Genomic DNA, 18413 nt, shown 5'->3' with positions numbered 1-18413 from the left:
ACACTGCACCGCTCTGCTTATGCTTGTCGTGTCTTTCAAGGCCCTTGCGCTTTTCGTATCTGTCTAGCTCCAGCGCCCTGAGCTTTACTTATTTATTTTTATCTACATCTTTACCTTGCAATGCTTCTAGAGCTGAGCGTTTCTTTTTTTGTTCCATCCGCTTTTTTCGTAAACGTTCGACTATCTCTTTTCGGTTAATATGGATTGTAGGTGACTCATAACCTTGAGATTCTTTTATATCACTGTTCGATGCCTTCATAAACGACCATGCCAGCAATAACATGATAAAGATTACTGGAAATCCCGCTACAATACTGGCTGTTTGCAGTGTTTCCAGGTTTCCGACGTACATTAAGACAAGTGGTAATAGGCATAAAGTGAATGCCCAGAATAACCGATTCCATCTTAATGGTTCTGATTGCACTTCCTTTTGTACAACCGCGGCCAAAATATAGGATGAAGAATCAAATGTTGTCGCTAAAAATATGATAGCTAACACGGTAAATGCCGCTACCATTACTCCTGCCATTGGTAATTGGTGAAGGATAGCAATAATTGCAGCCGGTGCGCCAAACTCATTCATAAAGCTGATGACATCGAAGCTTCCAGTTAATTGCAAATACAACCCGAAATTACCCATAATTCCAAAGAAAAGAATACAGCCAACTGTACCGTAAATCATAGTGCCTAAAATCATTTCACGAATTGTTCGTCCACGTGAAATTCGGGCTACGAATAAACCGACGAATGGTGCGTATACAACCCACCATGCCCAGTAGAAAACGGTCCAAGATTCAGGGAAGCCCGTTTCCGTAAAACCAGCTAAGTTTTGAAACGGTTCTAACCAGGTTGCCATCCGGAAAAAGTTATCCATAATAAGTCCAAGACTACTTATAGTTGTTTCACTAATAAACAATGTAGGCCCAAAAACAAAAATGAATCCCAGAACAAATACGGCGAGCCATAGGTTAATATCACTTAATACTTTAATTCCGCGACGTAAACCTGAGTAGGCGCTTATGGCGAAAATAATGGTACATAAAAGCAAGATTCCCGTTTTTAAACCAAGGGTTACCGGGATTCCGGTTATATCATATACACCCTCCGCAATCATTGGAGTTCCTAGCGCCAGGGTTGTCCCTGCACCGCCCATCAAACCAAACATAAATAGAACATCGATGATAACGCCAAGTGGTCCATCGACAAGCCTACCTAATACAGGTCGAACCGCTTCGCTAATTTTAAGTACTGGTTTTTTTCGAACATAATAAAAGTAGGCAATTGGGAGAGCTGGTAGGGTGTAGATTGCCCATGCAATAGGACCCCAATGAAACATGCCATAGGAAGAGGCCCATTGAATTGCTTCATCCGACCCAGGTGTTATCCCAAATGGTGGACCCTGATAATAATAGGCCCACTCAATCATACCCCAGTAAAGTATACTTGAGCCGATCCCTGCAGCAAAAAGCATGGCAGCCCAAGAAAAAGCACCAAATTCTTTTTCTTCATCTGCATTACCAAGCTTTATTTGTCCATTTTTACTAAATGCTACGTAAATCAGGAAGACAAAGGCTGCTAGGCCCATAATGATATAAAGCATTCCAAAGTTTCCTGTCATGAAATCGTTTGCCATATTTACAAATTTTGCTCCACCCTCAGGAAATAAGATAAGTGGAATACAAACTGCAAGAATTAAAAGTAAAGCCCCAATAAAAGTAGGCCAATCAATAACACCTTTTTTCATAAATCATTCAACCCTTCATTCATAAAGTTTGTTTGGTAGTTTAGTTTCCGCTAATGACATAAATAAATACATGGAGTGAGATGAGGGTAAGTTCCAAGGGTGTTTAATTATTAGCTAAAATATTCCGAATACAATTGACATTTCAAAATATAGAAGCTACTATTTTAATAACGTATTTGTAACGTACTATACTAATTCGTTATATAAAATTGAGTGAAGGGGGAAGTATATGATTTATCGATACAAGGATAAAACACCGCGTATCCATGAAACTGCTTATATTGCGGATGGCGCTAGGGTGATCGGAGATGTAGAGATCGGAGCGTATTCAACTATCTTATTTAATGTTGTACTTAGAGGTGACGAAGGACCAATTCGAATAGGTGAACGTTGCAATGTTCAAGAAAACACAATGTGCCACCTATATGAGAAATTCCCGTTAACACTAGAAAACGAGGTTTCTGTAGGTCATAACGCGATCATACATGGATGTACATTGAGAAAAGGTTCATTAGTTGGTATGGGAGCAACTGTGTTGGACGGCGCGGAGATCGGTGAATATTCTATCGTTGGCGCAAATAGCCTCGTTCCTTCAGGGAAAATTATTCCGGCCCGTTCGCTTGTACTGGGGTCACCTGGAAAAGTGGTTAGGACTTTGACAGATAGGGATATGGAGATGATTAAAGAAACAATAAATACCTATGTGCAAAAAGGCCAAGAGTTTAGACAAGTGGAGGTTCTTGAGGAAATTATAAAATAAAAAGCACACGACCAGTCATTGACACAGGTCGTGTGCTATTTTTCACTTCATTTCTCAAACACAGACTCAAAGAAACGAGTGGCGGGTTTTGCAAGGATTTGATAATACTCTGCAAAAAGTGCAGCTGCAGAGTCGCCCACCCATTTTTTAGGTAAAAGTTCCTTGGGGAGGCTTGGGTCAATGAATAAGAACTTTCTATATTGATGTACCAGCAATGCCCGTTTTACAAAGCAACTGCCATCACTTACTTCTCCATTTTCGATTCTGTGTTTATCTATGATAAAGTCCTGACTATATTCTTTGATAAACTCGGAATAACGTTCATTAATCTTTTCAAGGTCCCAACATTTTTCTACTAAACTTGCGTGATCGTCCGTTCCCTCATATGTAGCTCGAAAGAAGGTGACATAAGAACCAACTTCATATTTTTCAATCAGGCTATTGATCTGCTGTTCCATTGGGTTCGGAGTAATCCAACAACTAGTAGACAATAGTCCGAATCCACTCCATATTAATTCCTGTCTTAATTCATCTCGGAGATGCCGCTTTTCTTCAGGGATCGTATAGATGAGCATTCTCCATACGCCATCCCAGTCAGGAGATTCTAATTTGTAAATTCGTTTAGATGCTTCTTCCATGCGAGCTCTCCCGCGTTTTGTTAACGAATAATAACTTTTATTCCCTTGCTTTTCTGACTGTACCCATCCCTGCTTACTCATACGGGACATAGCTGCACGTACGGACTGTTCATTATGACCAAATTCTTTAAGTAATCGAATTAAACTACCAATCCAGATGACATTACCATAATGACTGATGTAATCCCCATATAATGTGAAAATCATTGAACGTGTATTAAATAATTTTTCCATATAAATTCCTTCCTAATTTACGTTTAAGAACATGCTCTTTCTAACGAAAATTTTAAAATGACCTGATGAATATTGTACTATAAAACCTCAAAACATCCACTATTTTATTAAAAAATCAGGGGTATGTGTTAAATTAATAAAAAAATATAGAAAATTTAGTTATTGATAACAGTATAACACTTTGTTATACTGACGTTATATAAACGTTATAAGGGGATGGTGTGATGTATAATTTTGTGGAGGACATGGACTCAGTGACCACTGCGTATGTGGAAGACACGGAAAGGTACGCTAGGTTTATGGATCGAATCGATTCGGGGGAAAAGATAGAGGCTGATGATTGGATGCCAGAAGAGTACCGTAAATCACTGATTAAACTCATTTCCATGCATGGTATTAGTGAAATTATGGGTGCACTCCCTGAGAAGGAATGGACACCGAAAGCACCTTCACTAAAGAGAAAATTAGGTATTATGGCCAAAGTACAGGATGAAATGGGGCACGGACAGCTTTTATTACGCGTGACGGAAGATTTAATGAACCCTTATGGAAGAAATAGAGAAAATTTAATGCAGGATTTATTAACCGGAGACTTAAAGTTTCATAATGTTTTTCATATGCCAACAAAAACATGGGCAGACGCAGGGATGGTTGGTTGGTTAGTCGACGGTGCAGCAATTATTTCACAAACGAATATGTTAGATGCATCATATGGTCCTTACCAAAGAGCCCTTCAGCGGATTTGTGCTGAAGAAGTATTCCACGCACAACACGGAGAGTCAATTATCATGGCATTAGCTGAAGGGACAAAAGAACAAAGAGAAATTCTGCAGGATTCGTTAAATCGTTGGTGGGAGCCGATATTAATGTTCTTTGGCCCTGGTTCCGCAACAACAACAGGCTCATCTAAGCAAGATATTATGAAAAAATACCGTATTCGAAAAAGTTCCAATGAAGAATTACGACTTGCTTTTTTAGATAAATATTTGCCGCGCGTTTTCTCTTTAGGGTTAACCGTTCCTGATGAAACTGTTCATTATGACAATGAAAAAGAGCAATGGATATACCAACAACCTGATTGGGATAAATTCAAACAAATCATCCGTAACAATGGTCCAAAATCAAAAGACCGTTTACGCTTAAGGAAAATTGCTTATGAAAACAACCAATGGGTAAGGCAGGCATTGGCGCAAGAAACTGTTGGTTACTAGGAAGCTGAGTAGGAGGCGTAGAATAATGGCAGAGCACGACGAGTCTAATTTTTACAAAGAGTATGAAGTGTTTAGCAAAAAAAGTACGAAGGCACCAGTTCAGCACCAATTTAGTCTACTGGCACCAAATGACGAAATGGCTTTAAATATAGCCCTTGAAAACTTTATGCGACGTGAAGATGTAGTAGATGTATGGGTTGTCAAGCGCAATAATATTCGTGCACTTTCAAGCACGGAACGGCAACAATGGACAAAGCGCTTAGATAACAAGGATTATCGCACAACGAAAGGATACGGTTATTTAAGGAAGAAGTGGAAAGAAAAAGAGCAGGGTATGTTAGATGAAAAGGAAATCATGTCCTGGAAAGAGGTGAAAAAGTCATGAGCCAAATAGAAACAGCGAAGCAAGATGCCTCCTATTATAAGGCATTGACGGATTTGCTTTACCAATTAGCAGATGATGATTTTATTGTTTCCTTCCGCGGCTCAGAATGGTTAGGCTTAGCACCGCATATTGAAGAAGACGTTGCCTTTTCATCGATTACACAAAATACAATGGGACACGCGGCATTATACTACAAACTATTAGAAGAATTAGGTGAAGGAAATGCTGATGTACTAGCACATGAGCGTCCATCACAGGAGCGGAAAAATGCCATTTATCTTGAAAAGAAAAATGGCGATGGTTCGTATCTAGAAGATCCTTATTTTGACTTTGCATTAACCGTTGTCAGGCAATATTTTTACGAGGTCTTTAAAAAAGTGAAATTGGAAGCGCTTACGAAAAGTTCTTTTGAGCCACTTGCGAACGTGGCTCAAAAAGTATTGATGGAACAACCGTATCATTTAGCACATTGGAAAATGTGGATTAAACAACTACAGGGGTCTACAGAGGACGCACAAACAAGAATTAAGTTTCGGATAGATGAAGCGTGGAACGAATTTCAAGATGTCTTAGAACTAGGTCCTCATGCCCGGAAAATGGAAAAACATAAGCTAATCGCTGGAGAATATGGTTTGAAGAAACAATGGTTAAGAGAAGTAAAAGCGACATTAAGTGAGCCGCCAGGGTTTTCGACTGGTAAGAAATCTGGTAGTGGCAGGAATGGCGAACATACCGCGGATTTAGAGCAAGCCTTACGAATTCTGGGTGAAGTGTACATGAGCGATAAGAAAGCGATTTGGTAAAATTTTTCCGATTAGCGGAAGTATATTTTGGCAAATCGCGCAAGCACGGGTGATATTCGCGCACAAAAATTAATAATCACGCAATACCCATTCCAAACCGCGCGGTAGTTAACCAAACTCGCGCAATAATTTATTAATGCGCGAGTTTAGACCCATGTTGCGCGATTCAAGCTAAAAAATGCTCGATTTTTTCATAGGAGGTTATACGAGTGAAGGATAAACAAAAACAAGAGGAAATTCGTGCTGTTTTAAAAACAGTTGATGACCCAGAGCTTCCTTCAGTTAGTGTGTTCGATCTCGGAATGGTTCACGATGTCTTAGTAATTCAAAACAAGGTTTTCATTTCTATGGTTCCGACCTTTGCAGGATGCCCAGCTCTTGATTTCATAGAGTTAAGTGTGAAAAAGGCTGTAGAAGAAGTCATTTGGGTGAAGGAGTGCCATGTTGAGTTTTCATTTAAACATATATGGTCGACAGATTCCATTACTGCTGTAGGAAGACAGCAATTAAAGAAACATGGTGTTTCCCCGCCTCCTGAGGACTATCAACCAGGAGACGAATGGACGGTTGATTGTCCTTATTGCGGTTCTGATTATACAACGATGGATAATGTATTTGGTCCAACAGCCTGCCGTAGTATTCTTTATTGCAGATCATGTAAAAATCCATTTGAGGCGATGAAGCCTGTTATTTAACTTAAATAAAAAAGGAGTTTTGAATTATGGTAAAACTAATCGCTTTATACAAACAACCGGAGGATAAGGAAGCTTTCGACGAGCACTATTTTAAAACACATATGCCAATCACGGAAAAGATTCCTGGTCTTAGAGAAATGAAAGTAACAAAAATTGTAGGCTCTCCAATGGGAAAGAGTGACTATTATTTGCTATGCGAAATGCTTTATGATGACCAAGAATCGCTACAACGAGCAATGAAAACAGATGAAGGAAAAGCTTCTGGAAAAGATGTCATGAAATTCGCAGGTGACATAGTTACCCTTATGATTGGTGAGGAGCTTGCAGACTAATACCCGAAATAATAGTTTTATAAAGGGGTGCGGGAAATGGGAAATGACTATCAAACTATCATATATGAAAAAAACAATGGTGTGGCGTCACTAACTTTGAACCGGGCATCATCCTATAACGCTTTTACCGCTGATATGAACAAGGAGATTATTGATGCTTTAGAGTCAGCGAGTAAAGATGATAACGTGAGAAGTATTCTTATCACGGGTAAAGGGAAGGCATTCTGTTCCGGCGAGGACTTAGCAGGAGTAGATGAAAATACAGATCATGGAACTTTTCTCAGGACTCGTTATCATCCGATGATGAAAGCAATTAAACAAACACCTAAGCCTATAGTAGCTGCAGTAAACGGCATTGCCGCAGGTGCTGGCATGAGTTTAGCGTTAGCAGCTGATTTTCGTCTAGTACAGCCCGAAAGTAAATTCGTCAGTGCCTTTATGAATATTGGCTTAATACCTGATTCGGGATTTCTGTATGTGCTGCCACGCCTGATTGGCTATTCGAAGGCACTTGAAGTAGCAGTACTAGGTAAATCCATTAAGGGAATAGAGGCGTATGAATTAGGGCTTGCGACAGAAGTAATTGACGCACCAAATTGGGAAGAAGAGATAGTGGCTTTTTGTGAATCACTAGCAGCCTTACCAACTCAGTCTTTTTCTTTAATTAAACACTATATGATGGACAGCATGCATTTACCGTTTGAAGAAATGCTGGAAAAAGAAGCACAGGCACAACATATTGCAGGTAAGTCCAATGATCATCACGAGGGGTTACAGGCCTTTAAAGAAAAGCGCAGACCGAAATTTGTTGGGAATTGATTGAATTTGAAGATGAAGTATTCTCTCTTAATACGGACCAAAACCTATAAATCCATTTGGAATTTAACCAGAGATTGTGTACAAGGGAAAGGAAGGCTAACATGTCGATTAAAAACGTAACTGTCATGGGGGCTGGTGTAATGGGGCGGGGCATTGCGTATGTCTCGGCCCTTGCTGGTTTCTATATAACTGTGGTTGAGTGAAAAAATGAGAGAAGCAGTTATTGTAGATGCTGTCCGTTTACCAATTGTAGATAGAGTGTATATTTCAGGACAGATCGTTACGAGGGGGGAGAGAAGATGAATCCAGTATGTAATCTACTTCATATCAACTATCCTATTATTCAAGGGGGAATGGGGAATATCAGCAATTCACAGCTAACCACAGCTGTTTCAGAAGCTGGTGGACTTGGGACAATTGGTTGCGGCACAATGTCTCCTAATCAAGTAGAAAAAATAATTCTTGAAACGAAGCAACGCACAGATCATCCATTTGCAGTGAACATTGCGATTAGTGTTACGCCACATGTAGATGAATTAATAGAATTAGTGGTTAAGCATAACATCCAAGTCGTTACACTTTCAGCCGGAAACCCGTCTTCTTATATTCCACTTCTACAGAAACATAAAATAAAAGTTATTGCGGTTGTTGCTTCTGTTAAGCATGCTAAAAAGGCTGAGGAAGCTGGAGCTGACATGCTTGTAGCGGAAGGATTTGAAGCAGCAGGTATCAATTCAACTCTGGAGCTAACAACTCTTACACTAATACCACAAATCGTGAAGTATGTAACTATTCCTGTATTAGCGGCAGGTGGCATTGGAGATGGAAAAGGCTTAGCAGCAGCGTTGATGCTTGGTGCTAGTGGGGTGCAGATAGGTACTCGTTTCATCGCAACAAAAGAAGCGCCATTTCATGAAGACTATAAGAAGCGGCTTATTGATGCTGAAGACACAGGAACGATCATTATTGGTCGACCAGTGGGCCGAGTCAGACGAATTTTAAAAAACGCATATGCAACAAGGTTATTTAATCTTGAAAAAGAAGGAATGACATTGAAACAATTTGGAGCGTTAACCTCAGAAAAACAGCACATCTTAGGTGCACTTAAAGGGGATATGCAAAATGGTTTTATTAATAGCGGGCAAGTAGCAGGACTAATCAGTCATATACCCAATGTGAAAGAATTGCTTGAAGAGATGGTTAGAGAAGCGAAAGGACAAATCAATCAATCTGTCAATCTTTTAGATACTTTTTAAGATTAGGCTCTTTTCGTAAGTTTTATTGCTATTTAATCCTTGCTATAAAATACGACATAACTTCTATCTATGTTAGATCTGTAGTACTGATAATGAAACAGGTTACTTAGGCAGCTGCAGCCCGTATACACTTCGCTTTCCGCGGGCGGCTGTTGATCCTCCTTGTGCTAACGCACTGCGTAGTCTCACCGATGCCTTTCCTCCCGCAGGAGTCTACGTGTATACGGGTTGCTGGTATAATATTTGCCAATAACAGAATTCAGTAGTTGAAAGAAATGACAAAGAATTCTTACGTAAATAGCTTTACCAGTTCAGGTGAGTGGAGGGCGGTGACTCCTGCGGGAAAAGCACGTGTCCGAAGACCCCACAGAGTGGTATTCTCGAGGAGGCTGAGGCCGTGCCCGCGGAAAGCATCCGCCCGGAGCGATCCTCGATGGCAGCAATAGCACATGTCTTTGGAAATAAACCTAAAGTTATGTCGTAGTTTATTGATTTTGTGGTAAAAACAATAACCTTTTAGAAAACAGCCTAAGATTATAAAAGACATAACCATTTGGAGTGATTACAATGAAGCCTGGTATGAAGTTAGGAAGAACGGAAACGATCGAAATAGTAGTGACGGAAGACATGTTTGCAAGCTTTGAAGGAAATGTGGTACATCCTGTTTATTCTACGGTGGCCATGGTATACCATATGGAATGGGTTTCAAGGAAGATCATTCTTCCATTCTTAGAAGAACATGAAGAGGGAATGGGCGGTGCCGTTCAATTAAAGCACATTGATCCGTCTCCTTTACGCTCAAAAGTGACATTAACTGCTACACTTACTGATTACAAAAGCCAACAAGTTACTACAAAAGTTGAAGCTTATAATGAGCATGGCTTAATTGGAAAAGGCGAGGTAAAGCAGGTGATTTTGCCAAAGAAATTGATTAATCAAAAACTATCATCTAAATAAGTCTACTAACCATATAGCTTGTTTTAGAAATACTTCATCAACATGGGGGGGGGTTAATATGAATTTTTTAACGGAATCAACCGTAAATGAAGACTTTGTATTTCTTGATAAAATGTCTGAACATGAGCAGGTGGTATTCTGTAATGACAAAAACACCGGACTAAAGGCTATTATTGCCATCCATAACACAACACTTGGACCTGCACTTGGTGGTTGCAGGATGCAGCCCTATAATAGCCTTGATGAGGCACTTGATGACGCGCTTCGTTTATCAAAAGGGATGAGTTATAAATGCGCAGCAGCAGATGTTGACTTTGGTGGAGGAAAAGCAGTTATTATTGGTGATCCTCGCACAGATAAAACCCCAGAACTTTTCCGTGCGTTTGGCCAATTCGTTAATTCCCTTGGTGGGCGTTTTTATACTGGCACAGATATGGGAACTACGATGGAAGATTTCGTTTATGCAAAGAAAGAAACGAGTCACATTGTAGGGGTTCCAGAAGCTTATGGTGGGAGCGGGGATTCTTCAGTTCCAACAGCTATCGGCCTGGTAAACGGTATAAGGGCAACGAATAAAATCCTTTTTGGTAAAGACGATCTCAGACGTGCAACCTATGCAATTCAAGGCCTTGGAAAAGTTGGTTTTAAAGTAGCAGAGAGTTTACTTGAAGCTGGTGCAGACCTGTTTGTAACTGATATTAATGAAAAAAGATTAGAGTCAATTCAAGAAAAAGCGAAAACTACTTTAGGGTCTGTGAAAGTGGTCGAAAGTAGCGATATTTATTCGCAAGATGTGGATCTATTCGTCCCATGTGCATTTGGCGGTGTTGTGAACGATGAAACAATAGGCCAATTTAAAGTGAAGGCAATTGCCGGTTCAGCAAACAATCAACTGTTAACAGAAGAACATGGGAAGCAATTAGCAGGGAGAGGCATTCTTTTTGCTCCCGATTATATAATTAATTCAGGAGGACTAATTCAGGTTGCTGACGAACTTTATGGAGCAAATAAAGAACGAGTACTAATGAAGACGAAAGAAATTTACAATGTAATTTTAAAAATCTACCAAGAGGCAGAGCTTAAACAAATAACAACGATGGAATCGGCCAATAAAATATGTGAAAAGGTAATGGAAAATAGGGAGAAAAGAAATAGTTTTTATAGCCCTTCTATTAAGCCGAAGTGGGATATTCGTCATTAGATTTAACTGATAACAGCTTTCTTCGTATTCCTGCTAACACCATGAAACAGTAAAAAATAAGACTTGACTCAACACCGGGTTCTGATATAATGTACAAAAATATTCTAAAGATTGTAAAATTTAAATAAGGGGGATACGTTATGAAAAAAAGTCTACTTTTAGCTGTACTAACAATGATCAGCATGATGGTTTTAACAGCTTGCGGATCAGATAAAACAACTGAAACTAGTGGAGATGGAAAGAATGAAAAGACGTATAAAATAGGGGCTACTCAGATTGTTGAGCATCCTTCACTTGACGAGGCATATAAGGGTTTTCAGGCAGCATTAAAAGATGCTGGATTAGATGTGGATTATGACCTGCAAAGCGCACAAAATGACCAGAATAATGTAACCCCAATTGCCAACAAATTTGTTGCAGATAACGTTGATTTGATTTTTGCTAATTCAACACCGAGTGCACTTGGAGCAGTACAGGCGACTAGTGACATTCCTGTTGTGTTTACATCTGTTACAGATGCTGTAGCAGCTGGATTAATTAAGTCGATGGATGATCCAGGAGAAAATGTTACAGGTGTACTTGATCTTCATCCTGATGCAATTCAAAAAACAGTGGAATTTATTGATACGAGTTTTGAAGGCGCAAATGTCGGCTTAATTTATAATGCAGGTGAGCAAAACTCTGTAACTCAAATTGATGCTGTAAAGAAGGCTGCTGAGGGAACGAGTCTTAGCTTATCTGAACGTACTGTAGCTAGTTCAGCAGAAGTACAGCAGGCTGCTACTACATTAGTTGGTGAAGCAGACGTATTTTATGTGGTTACAGACAATACGGTAGTTTCTGCTTTGGACAGTGTTATAGGTGTAGCTAATGAACAGGATATTCCACTTATAGTTGGCGAGCCCGATTCATTGAAAAAGGGTGGATTTGCCACATTTGGTATTGACTATCACACCATTGGCTATCGATCTGGAGAAATGGCTGCAGCGATTTTAACGGGTGAAAAAACAACGCAAGACATTCCAGTTGAGCATCCAAAAGAAATCCAGTTATTTATTAATAAACAAGCAGCTGAAGAACAGGGGATTAAATGGAACGAAGAATGGGATGACACTGCAAAAATCGTGGAGCAGGAGTAATAGCATAGTTAAAAGATAAAGTTGGTCATTTAGATAAATATTTTGCTGGACATGGCAAGGGGGACAACATGTTTATTTCATTATTTGGTGCAGTAGAATCCGGTATTATCTATGCAATTATGGCATTAGGAGTTTACTTGTCCTTTCGAGTCTTGGATTTTCCTGACTTAACAGTAGATGGAAGCTTTGTAACAGGTGCGGCTGTAGCTGCAATTTCCATCATGAACGGAGTGCCACCCATTTTAGCAACCATACTGGCAGCTTTTGCTGGGTTTCTAGCGGGCTGCATAACAGGCGTACTTCATACGAAGGGTAAAATAAATGCTTTATTATCAGGAATAATTATGATGATCGCTCTTTATTCTATTAACTTACGAATTATGAGCCAACCAACACTTTCCCTATTACGTGAATCAACGATCTTCAAACAATTAGAATCTATCTGGGCAGCAACGGGTATAGACTCATTATTAAATGGATTGTTAGCATTGGCTGGAATGGAACAATTACCTGGTACCTGGGCGATCGTTCTACTTATGGTAGTAGTAACAGTGATTATCAAGTTGATGACAGACTATTATCTGAAGACAGATGTCGGTCTGGCGCTTCGAGCGACAGGTGATAATAAAAAGATGATAAGAAGTCTTTCAGCTAATACGGACTCCTTGATCATAGTCGGTGTTGGAATTTCAAATGCACTTGTTGCATTTTCCGGAGCATTAATTGCTCAGCATGGGGGCTTCGCAGACGTTGGCATGGGAATTGGAATGATTATTATCGGCCTTGCCTCCGTTATTATTGGGGAAGCACTTTTTGGTACGAAAACGATTGCGAGAACAACATTAGCTGTCATCGGCGGTGCAATTGTTTATCGAATTGTCGTTACCCTGGCCCTTCGTGTTGAATTTCTTGAAACTGGTGATATGAAGTTAATAACTGCTTTAATGGTAATTGCAGCTTTAGTGGCTCCAAAAATATTGCAGGCCCGGAAAGAAAAAAAGCGGCGACTGCGAAAACGAGCCCAGCTAAAGATGGAGGTGTAGCATGCTTCAGTTACAGGATCTGTCGGTTACGTTCAATGAAGATACCCCTGATGAAAAGAAAGCATTGCAATCCATCAATTTGGACTTGGATAAAGGAGAATTTGTTACCGTTATTGGAAGTAATGGTGCTGGTAAGTCAACCTTGATGAACGCTATTTCTGGAAATCTGAGTCCTGACATTGGGGATGTATATATTAATGGCAAGCAGGTTGTTCATTTGCCAGAATATAAGCGGTCAACATTTATTGGCCGTGTATTTCAGGACCCAATGTCAGGGACATCACCATCGATGACGATTGAAGAGAATTTAGCGATGGCTTATACACGTGACAAAAAAAGAAAGTTAAGACTAGGTGTAACAGCAAAACGTAAAACAATGTTTCGGGAGTATTTGAGCACACTAAATTTGGGATTAGAAGATCGTTTGACAGCTAAAGTAGGTTTGTTATCAGGGGGAGAACGTCAAGCCCTTTCGTTGTTAATGGCAACTTTTACAGAACCAAAAATATTGTTGCTAGACGAGCATACCGCGGCACTCGACCCATCTCGGGCGGAGCTTATTACAAAACTAACGCATGATGTGGTAGAGAAGTTTGAATTAACCACTCTTATGGTAACCCATAACATGCAACAAGCATTAGACTTAGGGAATAGGCTGATTATGATGGATAAGGGGCAAATTATTTTTGATGTTGCCGGAAAGGAAAAACAACAATTAACAATTGAAAAATTATTACAGGAATTCAGGCGAATACGTGGATCCCAATTTGAGAGTGATCGGGCTGTATTGGGCTAACTAAAACTAATCTTAATGAAAAAAGCTGTCTGGCCAGATTTTTTGGCCAGACAGCTTTTTCTGGTTATTTGAGAAAATAGTTTTTGACACCTTCCGTAATTGCTTGTGCAACATTATTTTGGTATGCACTCGTTTGAATGGTGAATAAGTCATTTGGGTTAGTGATAAATCCTAATTCTACTAAAACAGATAAGTCATTATTTTCCCGTAAAACATGATAGTTTCCATAGTGGATTCCTCGGTCTTGAAGCGTAACCCGTTGTCCAATTTCCTTTTGAATCGACGATGCAAGCCTTTTTCCGCTTTCATAATAATACGTACCAATACCGTTTACAGCTATAAATGGATAAGCATTGTAATGCAAGCTAATGAATGCATCTGTTTGAAATTGACTACTGAATTGTATTCGTTTCTCTAAGGATAAGTATTGATCGTCTGCTCGGGTAACCTTGACAGTCGCACCTGCGTCACGCAAATACGAAGCGACCATTTCGGCGGTTGATAATGTTAAATTTTTTTCTAAAACTCCATTAAATCCAACGGCACCGGGGTCATTTCCTCCATGGCCAGGGTCAAGCACAATGTTATAGCCTTCAAGTGAACCATTTGTGCTTTTTTCAATTTCATCTTGCGGTTTTTTGGTAGCAGATTCAGGTGTATATGTGTCTGTTAGCCAGGCTGCAATCCATCCAGTTGATCCATCCTGAAGTAATACCTTATGCCAATCATTGGCGGTTTGAATTTTCGTATAGGTATCCCCTGATGTCGTAAAACCAATAATTGAATCATTGGTACTAGGACCGCTCCGTACATGAACTCCGTTCGTGTTTACTGTCACTGTTTCATTTATCGTACGACTTGACGCTTGTTTGGTGTTTCCCGCGGGATACAAATACTGTGATGCAACCCAAGCTGTTTTCCCACCATAATACGTTAGTGCCCAACCATATTGTTCATTAAAAACAACCACTTGATCACCTGACGTTAATTGTCCCAAAATCGCTGAATCATTCGATGGAGCAATTCTGACATGAAGAGAAGATGTCCCAACTTCGTATGTTTGACCCTCATGAGCGTCAACGATAGGTGAAATAATAATAGATGATAGCAATAAACTCAATGCGATGAATAAAAATTGTATACTTTTCATTTTATCCTCCTTTTTTGGCAAATATATGTAATAAATTATCTCCTATTATACAAGATACTAAACCGTTTGTGGGGAAAATCATGCAAATTCACTATGACTTTACTGAAAAATTGAGCTAGTTAAATAGATAGTAGGTAGTAAGATGGGTATAGAATCAATTAGCTTACGATAACAATAGAATTAATGCTACAATTAATTCCTGAAAATGAAGAATGGAGGTGCGAATATGCTTGCAGATTATACAGCAGAGGATCTTGCAACAAAAATTAAAACAAAGAACCTTTCCCCTGTTGAGGTGATGGGATATTATATGAATCAAATTGAGAACCATAATGATAAAATTAATGCGTTTGTTACAATAAATCCACAAGCAATGGACGAAGCAAAGCAAGCAGAACGGCTAGTCGTGCAGGGGAAAAGACTAGGACCTTTACATGGTGTACCTGTAGGAATAAAGGATTTAACTCCTACAAAAGGCATAAAAACTACTTTCGGGACAAAAGTTTTTGCCGAACATGTACCAGATCGTGATGCGACGATTGTCGAGCGCTTGAAAGCGGCTGGGGCGATTATCATTGGAAAAACAAACACACCTGATTTTGGTCATAAAGGAACAACAGACAATTTGTTGTTTGGTGCAACAAAAAATCCATGGAATTTAGATAAAACTTCAGGTGGATCTAGTGGTGGTTCTGCAGCTGCTGTTGCTGCCGGGATGGTTCCGTTCGCTGAAGGAAGTGATGGTGGAGGGTCTGTGCGTATTCCCGCTAGCTTTTGTGGCGTATTTGGTTTTAAACCATCCTATGGTAGAATCCCAATGGACAACAGTTTGGCTAATGCATTTGGCACAAATAACCCATTCGTGAACCATGGCCCTTTGACTCGAACAGTTCGGGATGCAGCTCTATTTGTTGATGTCACACAAGGATTATCAACGACAGATCCATTTTCCGTGCCTAGATTTGATGAGGATTTAGCCGATCAGTTAGAAGGGAATTTGACTGGTGTTAAAATTGCTTACACGAAAGATTTTGGCATGTATACGGTGGATAAAGAGGTTCTTCAGGTAATCGATCAACAAGTGAAAAAGCTGCAGGAGTTAGGAGCTGAAGTGGAAGAGGTGTCGATGGATTTCGGCATGACGTTACACCAATTCCTTGGATTTTTCAAAAACACTTGGTATGCATCTGCCTCGGCTGGCGGTGCAGCAATGTTGCGCGATTATCCTGAACTACTTACGCCATCCTACCATACGATGATTGAACGGGGATTTGACGTGTCAACTAGTGAGTATATTGGCTATCAGCAGAAGCGGACAGTTGTATGGAGAGAACTTCAAAACCATTTTGGGACATATGATCTTGTCATGTCTCCATCATTATCTATTCCAGCGTTTGACTATCATTTGCTAGGCCCAGACGAGATTGATGGGAAAAAGGTCGAAGCGGACTCAGATTGGATGATGACCCACATCTATAATATGACAGGTTTGCCGGCTGCCTCCATTCCAGCAGGGTTTACGAAAAGCGGATTGCCCATTGGTATGCAGCTTGCTGGGAATCGGTTCAATGATGGACTGGTATTACGCGCGAGCCATGCTTTTGAAAAGTTAGTTGGTGGATTCCCATTTATTAAATAAACAAAAAGCGCTACATATCAACGTAGCGCTTTTTTTGCTGATCAAAACCATTTTGGATCAACTTTACCGAGATGGCGATCAACTTTCCCCTTTTTGACTTAACCATTAACATATTCGGATAACACACGTTGCACATGATAAATATTAAGCTGCTTATTAAAGGTTTTTCCAATTGGGTTTTCACTACCTGAAATCCATATCAAGAGTTCGGCCTCTAGATCAAATGTACCTGCCGTTTCAATAGAGAAATGTGTAATGTTTCGATACGGAACAGAATGGTACTGGACCTTTTTTCCGGTCATTCCTTGTTTATCAATTAATATAAGTCGCTTATTGGTGAAAACGATAAGATCACGAATTAACTTGTACGCATGCTCGACTTTTTCAGTTGCATTTAAAAGTTCACTTATTTCCTTTTCAGCCTCACTAGCACCGATTTCTGTTGCGTTGCCCATCATACCGTCAAAGATACCCATATTCAATCGCTCCTTTATAGTTTAAACTATTGTATCAAATTCTTAGTTCTACCGAAACTAGTACTAAACGTATACGACATAAAAGCCCCATTCTGTTACACTATGACTAGATTCATAATACATAAATAGCAGGTGTTTCCGTGGATACAATCGTCATTTTTTTCATCATTATATTAGTTGCCTCTATTCTTCAAACGAGTACGGGATTTGGTTTTTCAATTATGGCCACTCCTTTTTTGCTTTTGTTATTTGAACCTCGCGAAGCCATCCAGATTAATTTAATTTTATCTTTAATTATTTCACTTTCTCTTATTATGAAAATAAAACAGGATGTAGATTATGAAATCCTGAAACGTTTTATAATAGGTAGTTTTGCTGGATTACCAATTGGAATTACAATTTTTCTATTGCTAGACATGACGGTTCTAAAGCTTTGTGTCAGCGTACTAATTTTGGTTCTAACGGTACTATTAATCTTAAAATACCGGATTAAACAGACAAACTTGCGAGATTTTACGATTGGTGGATTATCAGGTATGTTCACAACTAGTATTGGTATGCCAGGTCCCCCGATATTATTGTATTTTTCTGGGACGAACACATCGAAAGAAGCGCTTCGTGCAACAACGCTTGCGTTTTATTTGTTTATTTATTTTGTAAGTCTAGTCATTCAGATTATCTTTGTTGGAACTTCAAAGGTCAGTTGGATATCTAGCTTAGAAGGCCTACCGATGGTAATCGTCGGTTTAATCATTGGGCAGCACTTATTTAAACGAATTAACCAGCATATATTTCGTATTATGACATACGTCTTATTGCTTTTTACTGGATTGTACTTGTTATTTCAACAATTATAAAACGATTCAGAGGGACCATGCTACCCGACAAACTGCGATAAAAATGGACATGCGATATGTGTGAATGTACGTTTCAAAGAAGACGCGCAATTAATATACTAGAAGTAGATAATGTTCCTTAGGATCAACGGTTAGCCTTCCGAACGGAGGTGGTGCCTTGTGGGTTTATATGAAATATTTATGGTGCTAATTGGATTTGGTTCTTTGTTGACTGCCTTACTGGCTTTGGTCATTACCTTGATCAATAAGATCAATAGAAAATAGACCTTCCAATTACC

General features: G+C 39.5%; 20 protein-coding genes and 1 pseudogene. 17 read left to right on the top strand and 4 right to left on the bottom strand.

Features of this window, described 5'->3' with window-relative positions; all coding sequences use genetic code 11:
• Positions 1–88 precede the first annotated feature (88 nt).
• Positions 89–1744, bottom strand: coding sequence for a BCCT family transporter (locus tag AC3G7N_RS14625; protein ID WP_489422907.1), 1656 nt, complete (start codon positions 1742–1744; stop codon positions 89–91).
• A 229-nt stretch (positions 1745–1973) separates the two neighbouring features.
• Here AC3G7N_RS14625 and AC3G7N_RS14620 point away from each other — a divergent pair, with 229 nt between their 5' ends.
• Complete coding sequence (locus AC3G7N_RS14620; RefSeq protein WP_489422906.1) at positions 1974–2504, top strand: gamma carbonic anhydrase family protein; 531 nt, start codon at positions 1974–1976, stop codon at positions 2502–2504.
• Positions 2505–2551: 47 nt separating this feature from the next.
• Here AC3G7N_RS14620 and paaX read toward each other — a convergent pair whose 3' ends face one another.
• Positions 2552–3376, bottom strand: a complete 825-nt coding sequence (paaX, locus tag AC3G7N_RS14615; protein ID WP_489422905.1) for a phenylacetic acid degradation operon negative regulatory protein PaaX — start codon at positions 3374–3376, stop codon at positions 2552–2554.
• 245 nt (positions 3377–3621) lie between these two features.
• Here paaX and paaA point away from each other — a divergent pair, with 245 nt between their 5' ends.
• The 13 genes and pseudogenes from paaA (at position 3622) to AC3G7N_RS14550 (ending at position 14013) form a co-directional block, all read left to right on the top strand.
• Positions 3622–4587 (top strand): 1,2-phenylacetyl-CoA epoxidase subunit PaaA, encoded by a 966-nt coding sequence (gene paaA, locus AC3G7N_RS14610; protein ID WP_489422911.1) that lies wholly within the window; start codon positions 3622–3624, stop codon positions 4585–4587.
• A gap of 25 nt (positions 4588–4612) precedes the next feature.
• Positions 4613–4972: a 1,2-phenylacetyl-CoA epoxidase subunit PaaB gene (gene paaB / locus AC3G7N_RS14605; protein WP_489422904.1), complete on the top strand. Its 360-nt coding sequence runs from the start codon at positions 4613–4615 to the stop codon at positions 4970–4972.
• A complete protein-coding gene (gene paaC, locus AC3G7N_RS14600; protein ID WP_489422903.1) occupies positions 4969–5775 on the top strand; it encodes a 1,2-phenylacetyl-CoA epoxidase subunit PaaC in 807 nt (268 codons plus the stop codon). Before paaB ends, paaC begins: the two co-directional genes overlap by 4 nt.
• 209 nt (positions 5776–5984) lie before the next feature.
• On the top strand, positions 5985–6470 hold the full coding sequence (paaD, locus tag AC3G7N_RS14595; protein ID WP_489422902.1) for a 1,2-phenylacetyl-CoA epoxidase subunit PaaD: 486 nt from the start codon (positions 5985–5987) through the stop codon (positions 6468–6470).
• Between the two features lie 26 nt (positions 6471–6496).
• Complete coding sequence (locus AC3G7N_RS14590; RefSeq protein ID WP_489422901.1) at positions 6497–6802, top strand: EthD family reductase; 306 nt, start codon at positions 6497–6499, stop codon at positions 6800–6802.
• 36 nt (positions 6803–6838) lie between these two features.
• Positions 6839–7621, top strand: a complete 783-nt coding sequence (locus AC3G7N_RS14585) for an enoyl-CoA hydratase/isomerase family protein (RefSeq protein WP_489422900.1) — start codon at positions 6839–6841, stop codon at positions 7619–7621.
• 101 nt (positions 7622–7722) lie between these two features.
• Positions 7723–7821, top strand: a pseudogene (locus tag AC3G7N_RS14580) (3-hydroxyacyl-CoA dehydrogenase NAD-binding domain-containing protein); the annotation flags it as partial.
• A gap of 99 nt (positions 7822–7920) precedes the next feature.
• A complete protein-coding gene (locus AC3G7N_RS14575) occupies positions 7921–8877 on the top strand; it encodes an NAD(P)H-dependent flavin oxidoreductase (protein ID WP_489422899.1) in 957 nt (318 codons plus the stop codon).
• 567 nt (positions 8878–9444) lie between these two features.
• Positions 9445–9834 carry a thioesterase family protein gene (locus AC3G7N_RS14570; RefSeq protein ID WP_489422898.1) on the top strand — a complete coding sequence of 130 codons (390 nt, stop codon included), beginning with the start codon at positions 9445–9447 and terminating at the stop codon, positions 9832–9834.
• Positions 9835–9892: 58 nt separating this feature from the next.
• Positions 9893–11035, top strand: coding sequence for a Leu/Phe/Val dehydrogenase (locus AC3G7N_RS14565; RefSeq protein WP_489422897.1), 1143 nt, complete (start codon positions 9893–9895; stop codon positions 11033–11035).
• 140 nt (positions 11036–11175) lie between these two features.
• Positions 11176–12174, top strand: a complete 999-nt coding sequence (locus AC3G7N_RS14560) for an ABC transporter substrate-binding protein (RefSeq protein ID WP_489422896.1) — start codon at positions 11176–11178, stop codon at positions 12172–12174.
• A 68-nt stretch (positions 12175–12242) separates the two neighbouring features.
• Entirely contained in the window at positions 12243–13217 is a 975-nt protein-coding gene (locus AC3G7N_RS14555; RefSeq protein WP_489422895.1) for an ABC transporter permease, read from the top strand.
• A gap of 1 nt (position 13218) precedes the next feature.
• Positions 13219–14013 (top strand): ABC transporter ATP-binding protein, encoded by a 795-nt coding sequence (locus tag AC3G7N_RS14550; RefSeq protein WP_489422894.1) that lies wholly within the window; start codon positions 13219–13221, stop codon positions 14011–14013.
• A gap of 64 nt (positions 14014–14077) precedes the next feature.
• Here the strand turns inward: AC3G7N_RS14550 and AC3G7N_RS14545 are convergent, their stop codons facing one another.
• Entirely contained in the window at positions 14078–15163 is a 1086-nt protein-coding gene (locus tag AC3G7N_RS14545) for an N-acetylmuramoyl-L-alanine amidase family protein (RefSeq protein WP_489422893.1), read from the bottom strand.
• 226 nt (positions 15164–15389) lie between these two features.
• Between AC3G7N_RS14545 and AC3G7N_RS14540 the strand changes: the two genes are divergently transcribed.
• Positions 15390–16802, top strand: coding sequence for an amidase (locus AC3G7N_RS14540; RefSeq protein ID WP_489422892.1), 1413 nt, complete (start codon positions 15390–15392; stop codon positions 16800–16802).
• Positions 16803–16900: 98 nt separating this feature from the next.
• Here the strand turns inward: AC3G7N_RS14540 and AC3G7N_RS14535 are convergent, their stop codons facing one another.
• Complete coding sequence (locus AC3G7N_RS14535; RefSeq protein WP_489422891.1) at positions 16901–17278, bottom strand: PH domain-containing protein; 378 nt, start codon at positions 17276–17278, stop codon at positions 16901–16903.
• Between the two features lie 140 nt (positions 17279–17418).
• Between AC3G7N_RS14535 and AC3G7N_RS14530 the strand changes: the two genes are divergently transcribed.
• Both AC3G7N_RS14530 and AC3G7N_RS14525 read left to right on the top strand, forming a co-directional pair.
• Complete coding sequence (locus tag AC3G7N_RS14530; protein WP_489422890.1) at positions 17419–18135, top strand: sulfite exporter TauE/SafE family protein; 717 nt, start codon at positions 17419–17421, stop codon at positions 18133–18135.
• A 180-nt stretch (positions 18136–18315) separates the two neighbouring features.
• On the top strand, positions 18316–18399 hold the full coding sequence (locus AC3G7N_RS14525; protein ID WP_489422910.1) for a putative holin-like toxin: 84 nt from the start codon (positions 18316–18318) through the stop codon (positions 18397–18399).
• The last annotated feature ends 14 nt before the right edge of the window (positions 18400–18413 follow it).

This window comes from Virgibacillus carmonensis (genome assembly GCF_057836705.1).
Note: the sequence above shows the minus strand (reverse complement) of the source record. Positions and strands in the feature narration are given on the sequence as shown.

What these genes read in the sequence shown, in the direction of transcription:
- AC3G7N_RS14625 (WP_489422907.1), bottom strand. Translation starts at nt 1,744, where the DNA reads ATGAAAAAAGGTGTTATTGATTGGCCTACTTTTATTGGGGCTTTACTT.
- AC3G7N_RS14620 (WP_489422906.1), top strand. Translation starts at nt 1,974, where the DNA reads ATGATTTATCGATACAAGGATAAAACACCGCGTATCCATGAAACTGCT.
- paaX (WP_489422905.1), bottom strand. Translation starts at nt 3,376, where the DNA reads ATGGAAAAATTATTTAATACACGTTCAATGATTTTCACATTATATGGG.
- paaA (WP_489422911.1), top strand. Translation starts at nt 3,622, where the DNA reads ATGGACTCAGTGACCACTGCGTATGTGGAAGACACGGAAAGGTACGCT.
- paaB (WP_489422904.1), top strand. Translation starts at nt 4,613, where the DNA reads ATGGCAGAGCACGACGAGTCTAATTTTTACAAAGAGTATGAAGTGTTT.
- paaC (WP_489422903.1), top strand. Translation starts at nt 4,969, where the DNA reads ATGAGCCAAATAGAAACAGCGAAGCAAGATGCCTCCTATTATAAGGCA.
- AC3G7N_RS14590 (WP_489422901.1), top strand. Translation starts at nt 6,497, where the DNA reads ATGGTAAAACTAATCGCTTTATACAAACAACCGGAGGATAAGGAAGCT.
- AC3G7N_RS14585 (WP_489422900.1), top strand. Translation starts at nt 6,839, where the DNA reads ATGGGAAATGACTATCAAACTATCATATATGAAAAAAACAATGGTGTG.
- AC3G7N_RS14575 (WP_489422899.1), top strand. Translation starts at nt 7,921, where the DNA reads ATGAATCCAGTATGTAATCTACTTCATATCAACTATCCTATTATTCAA.
- AC3G7N_RS14570 (WP_489422898.1), top strand. Translation starts at nt 9,445, where the DNA reads ATGAAGCCTGGTATGAAGTTAGGAAGAACGGAAACGATCGAAATAGTA.
- AC3G7N_RS14565 (WP_489422897.1), top strand. Translation starts at nt 9,893, where the DNA reads ATGAATTTTTTAACGGAATCAACCGTAAATGAAGACTTTGTATTTCTT.
- AC3G7N_RS14560 (WP_489422896.1), top strand. Translation starts at nt 11,176, where the DNA reads ATGAAAAAAAGTCTACTTTTAGCTGTACTAACAATGATCAGCATGATG.
- AC3G7N_RS14555 (WP_489422895.1), top strand. Translation starts at nt 12,243, where the DNA reads ATGTTTATTTCATTATTTGGTGCAGTAGAATCCGGTATTATCTATGCA.
- AC3G7N_RS14550 (WP_489422894.1), top strand. Translation starts at nt 13,219, where the DNA reads ATGCTTCAGTTACAGGATCTGTCGGTTACGTTCAATGAAGATACCCCT.
- AC3G7N_RS14545 (WP_489422893.1), bottom strand. Translation starts at nt 15,163, where the DNA reads ATGAAAAGTATACAATTTTTATTCATCGCATTGAGTTTATTGCTATCA.
- AC3G7N_RS14540 (WP_489422892.1), top strand. Translation starts at nt 15,390, where the DNA reads ATGCTTGCAGATTATACAGCAGAGGATCTTGCAACAAAAATTAAAACA.
- AC3G7N_RS14535 (WP_489422891.1), bottom strand. Translation starts at nt 17,278, where the DNA reads ATGGGTATCTTTGACGGTATGATGGGCAACGCAACAGAAATCGGTGCT.
- AC3G7N_RS14525 (WP_489422910.1), top strand. Translation starts at nt 18,316, where the DNA reads ATGGTGCTAATTGGATTTGGTTCTTTGTTGACTGCCTTACTGGCTTTG.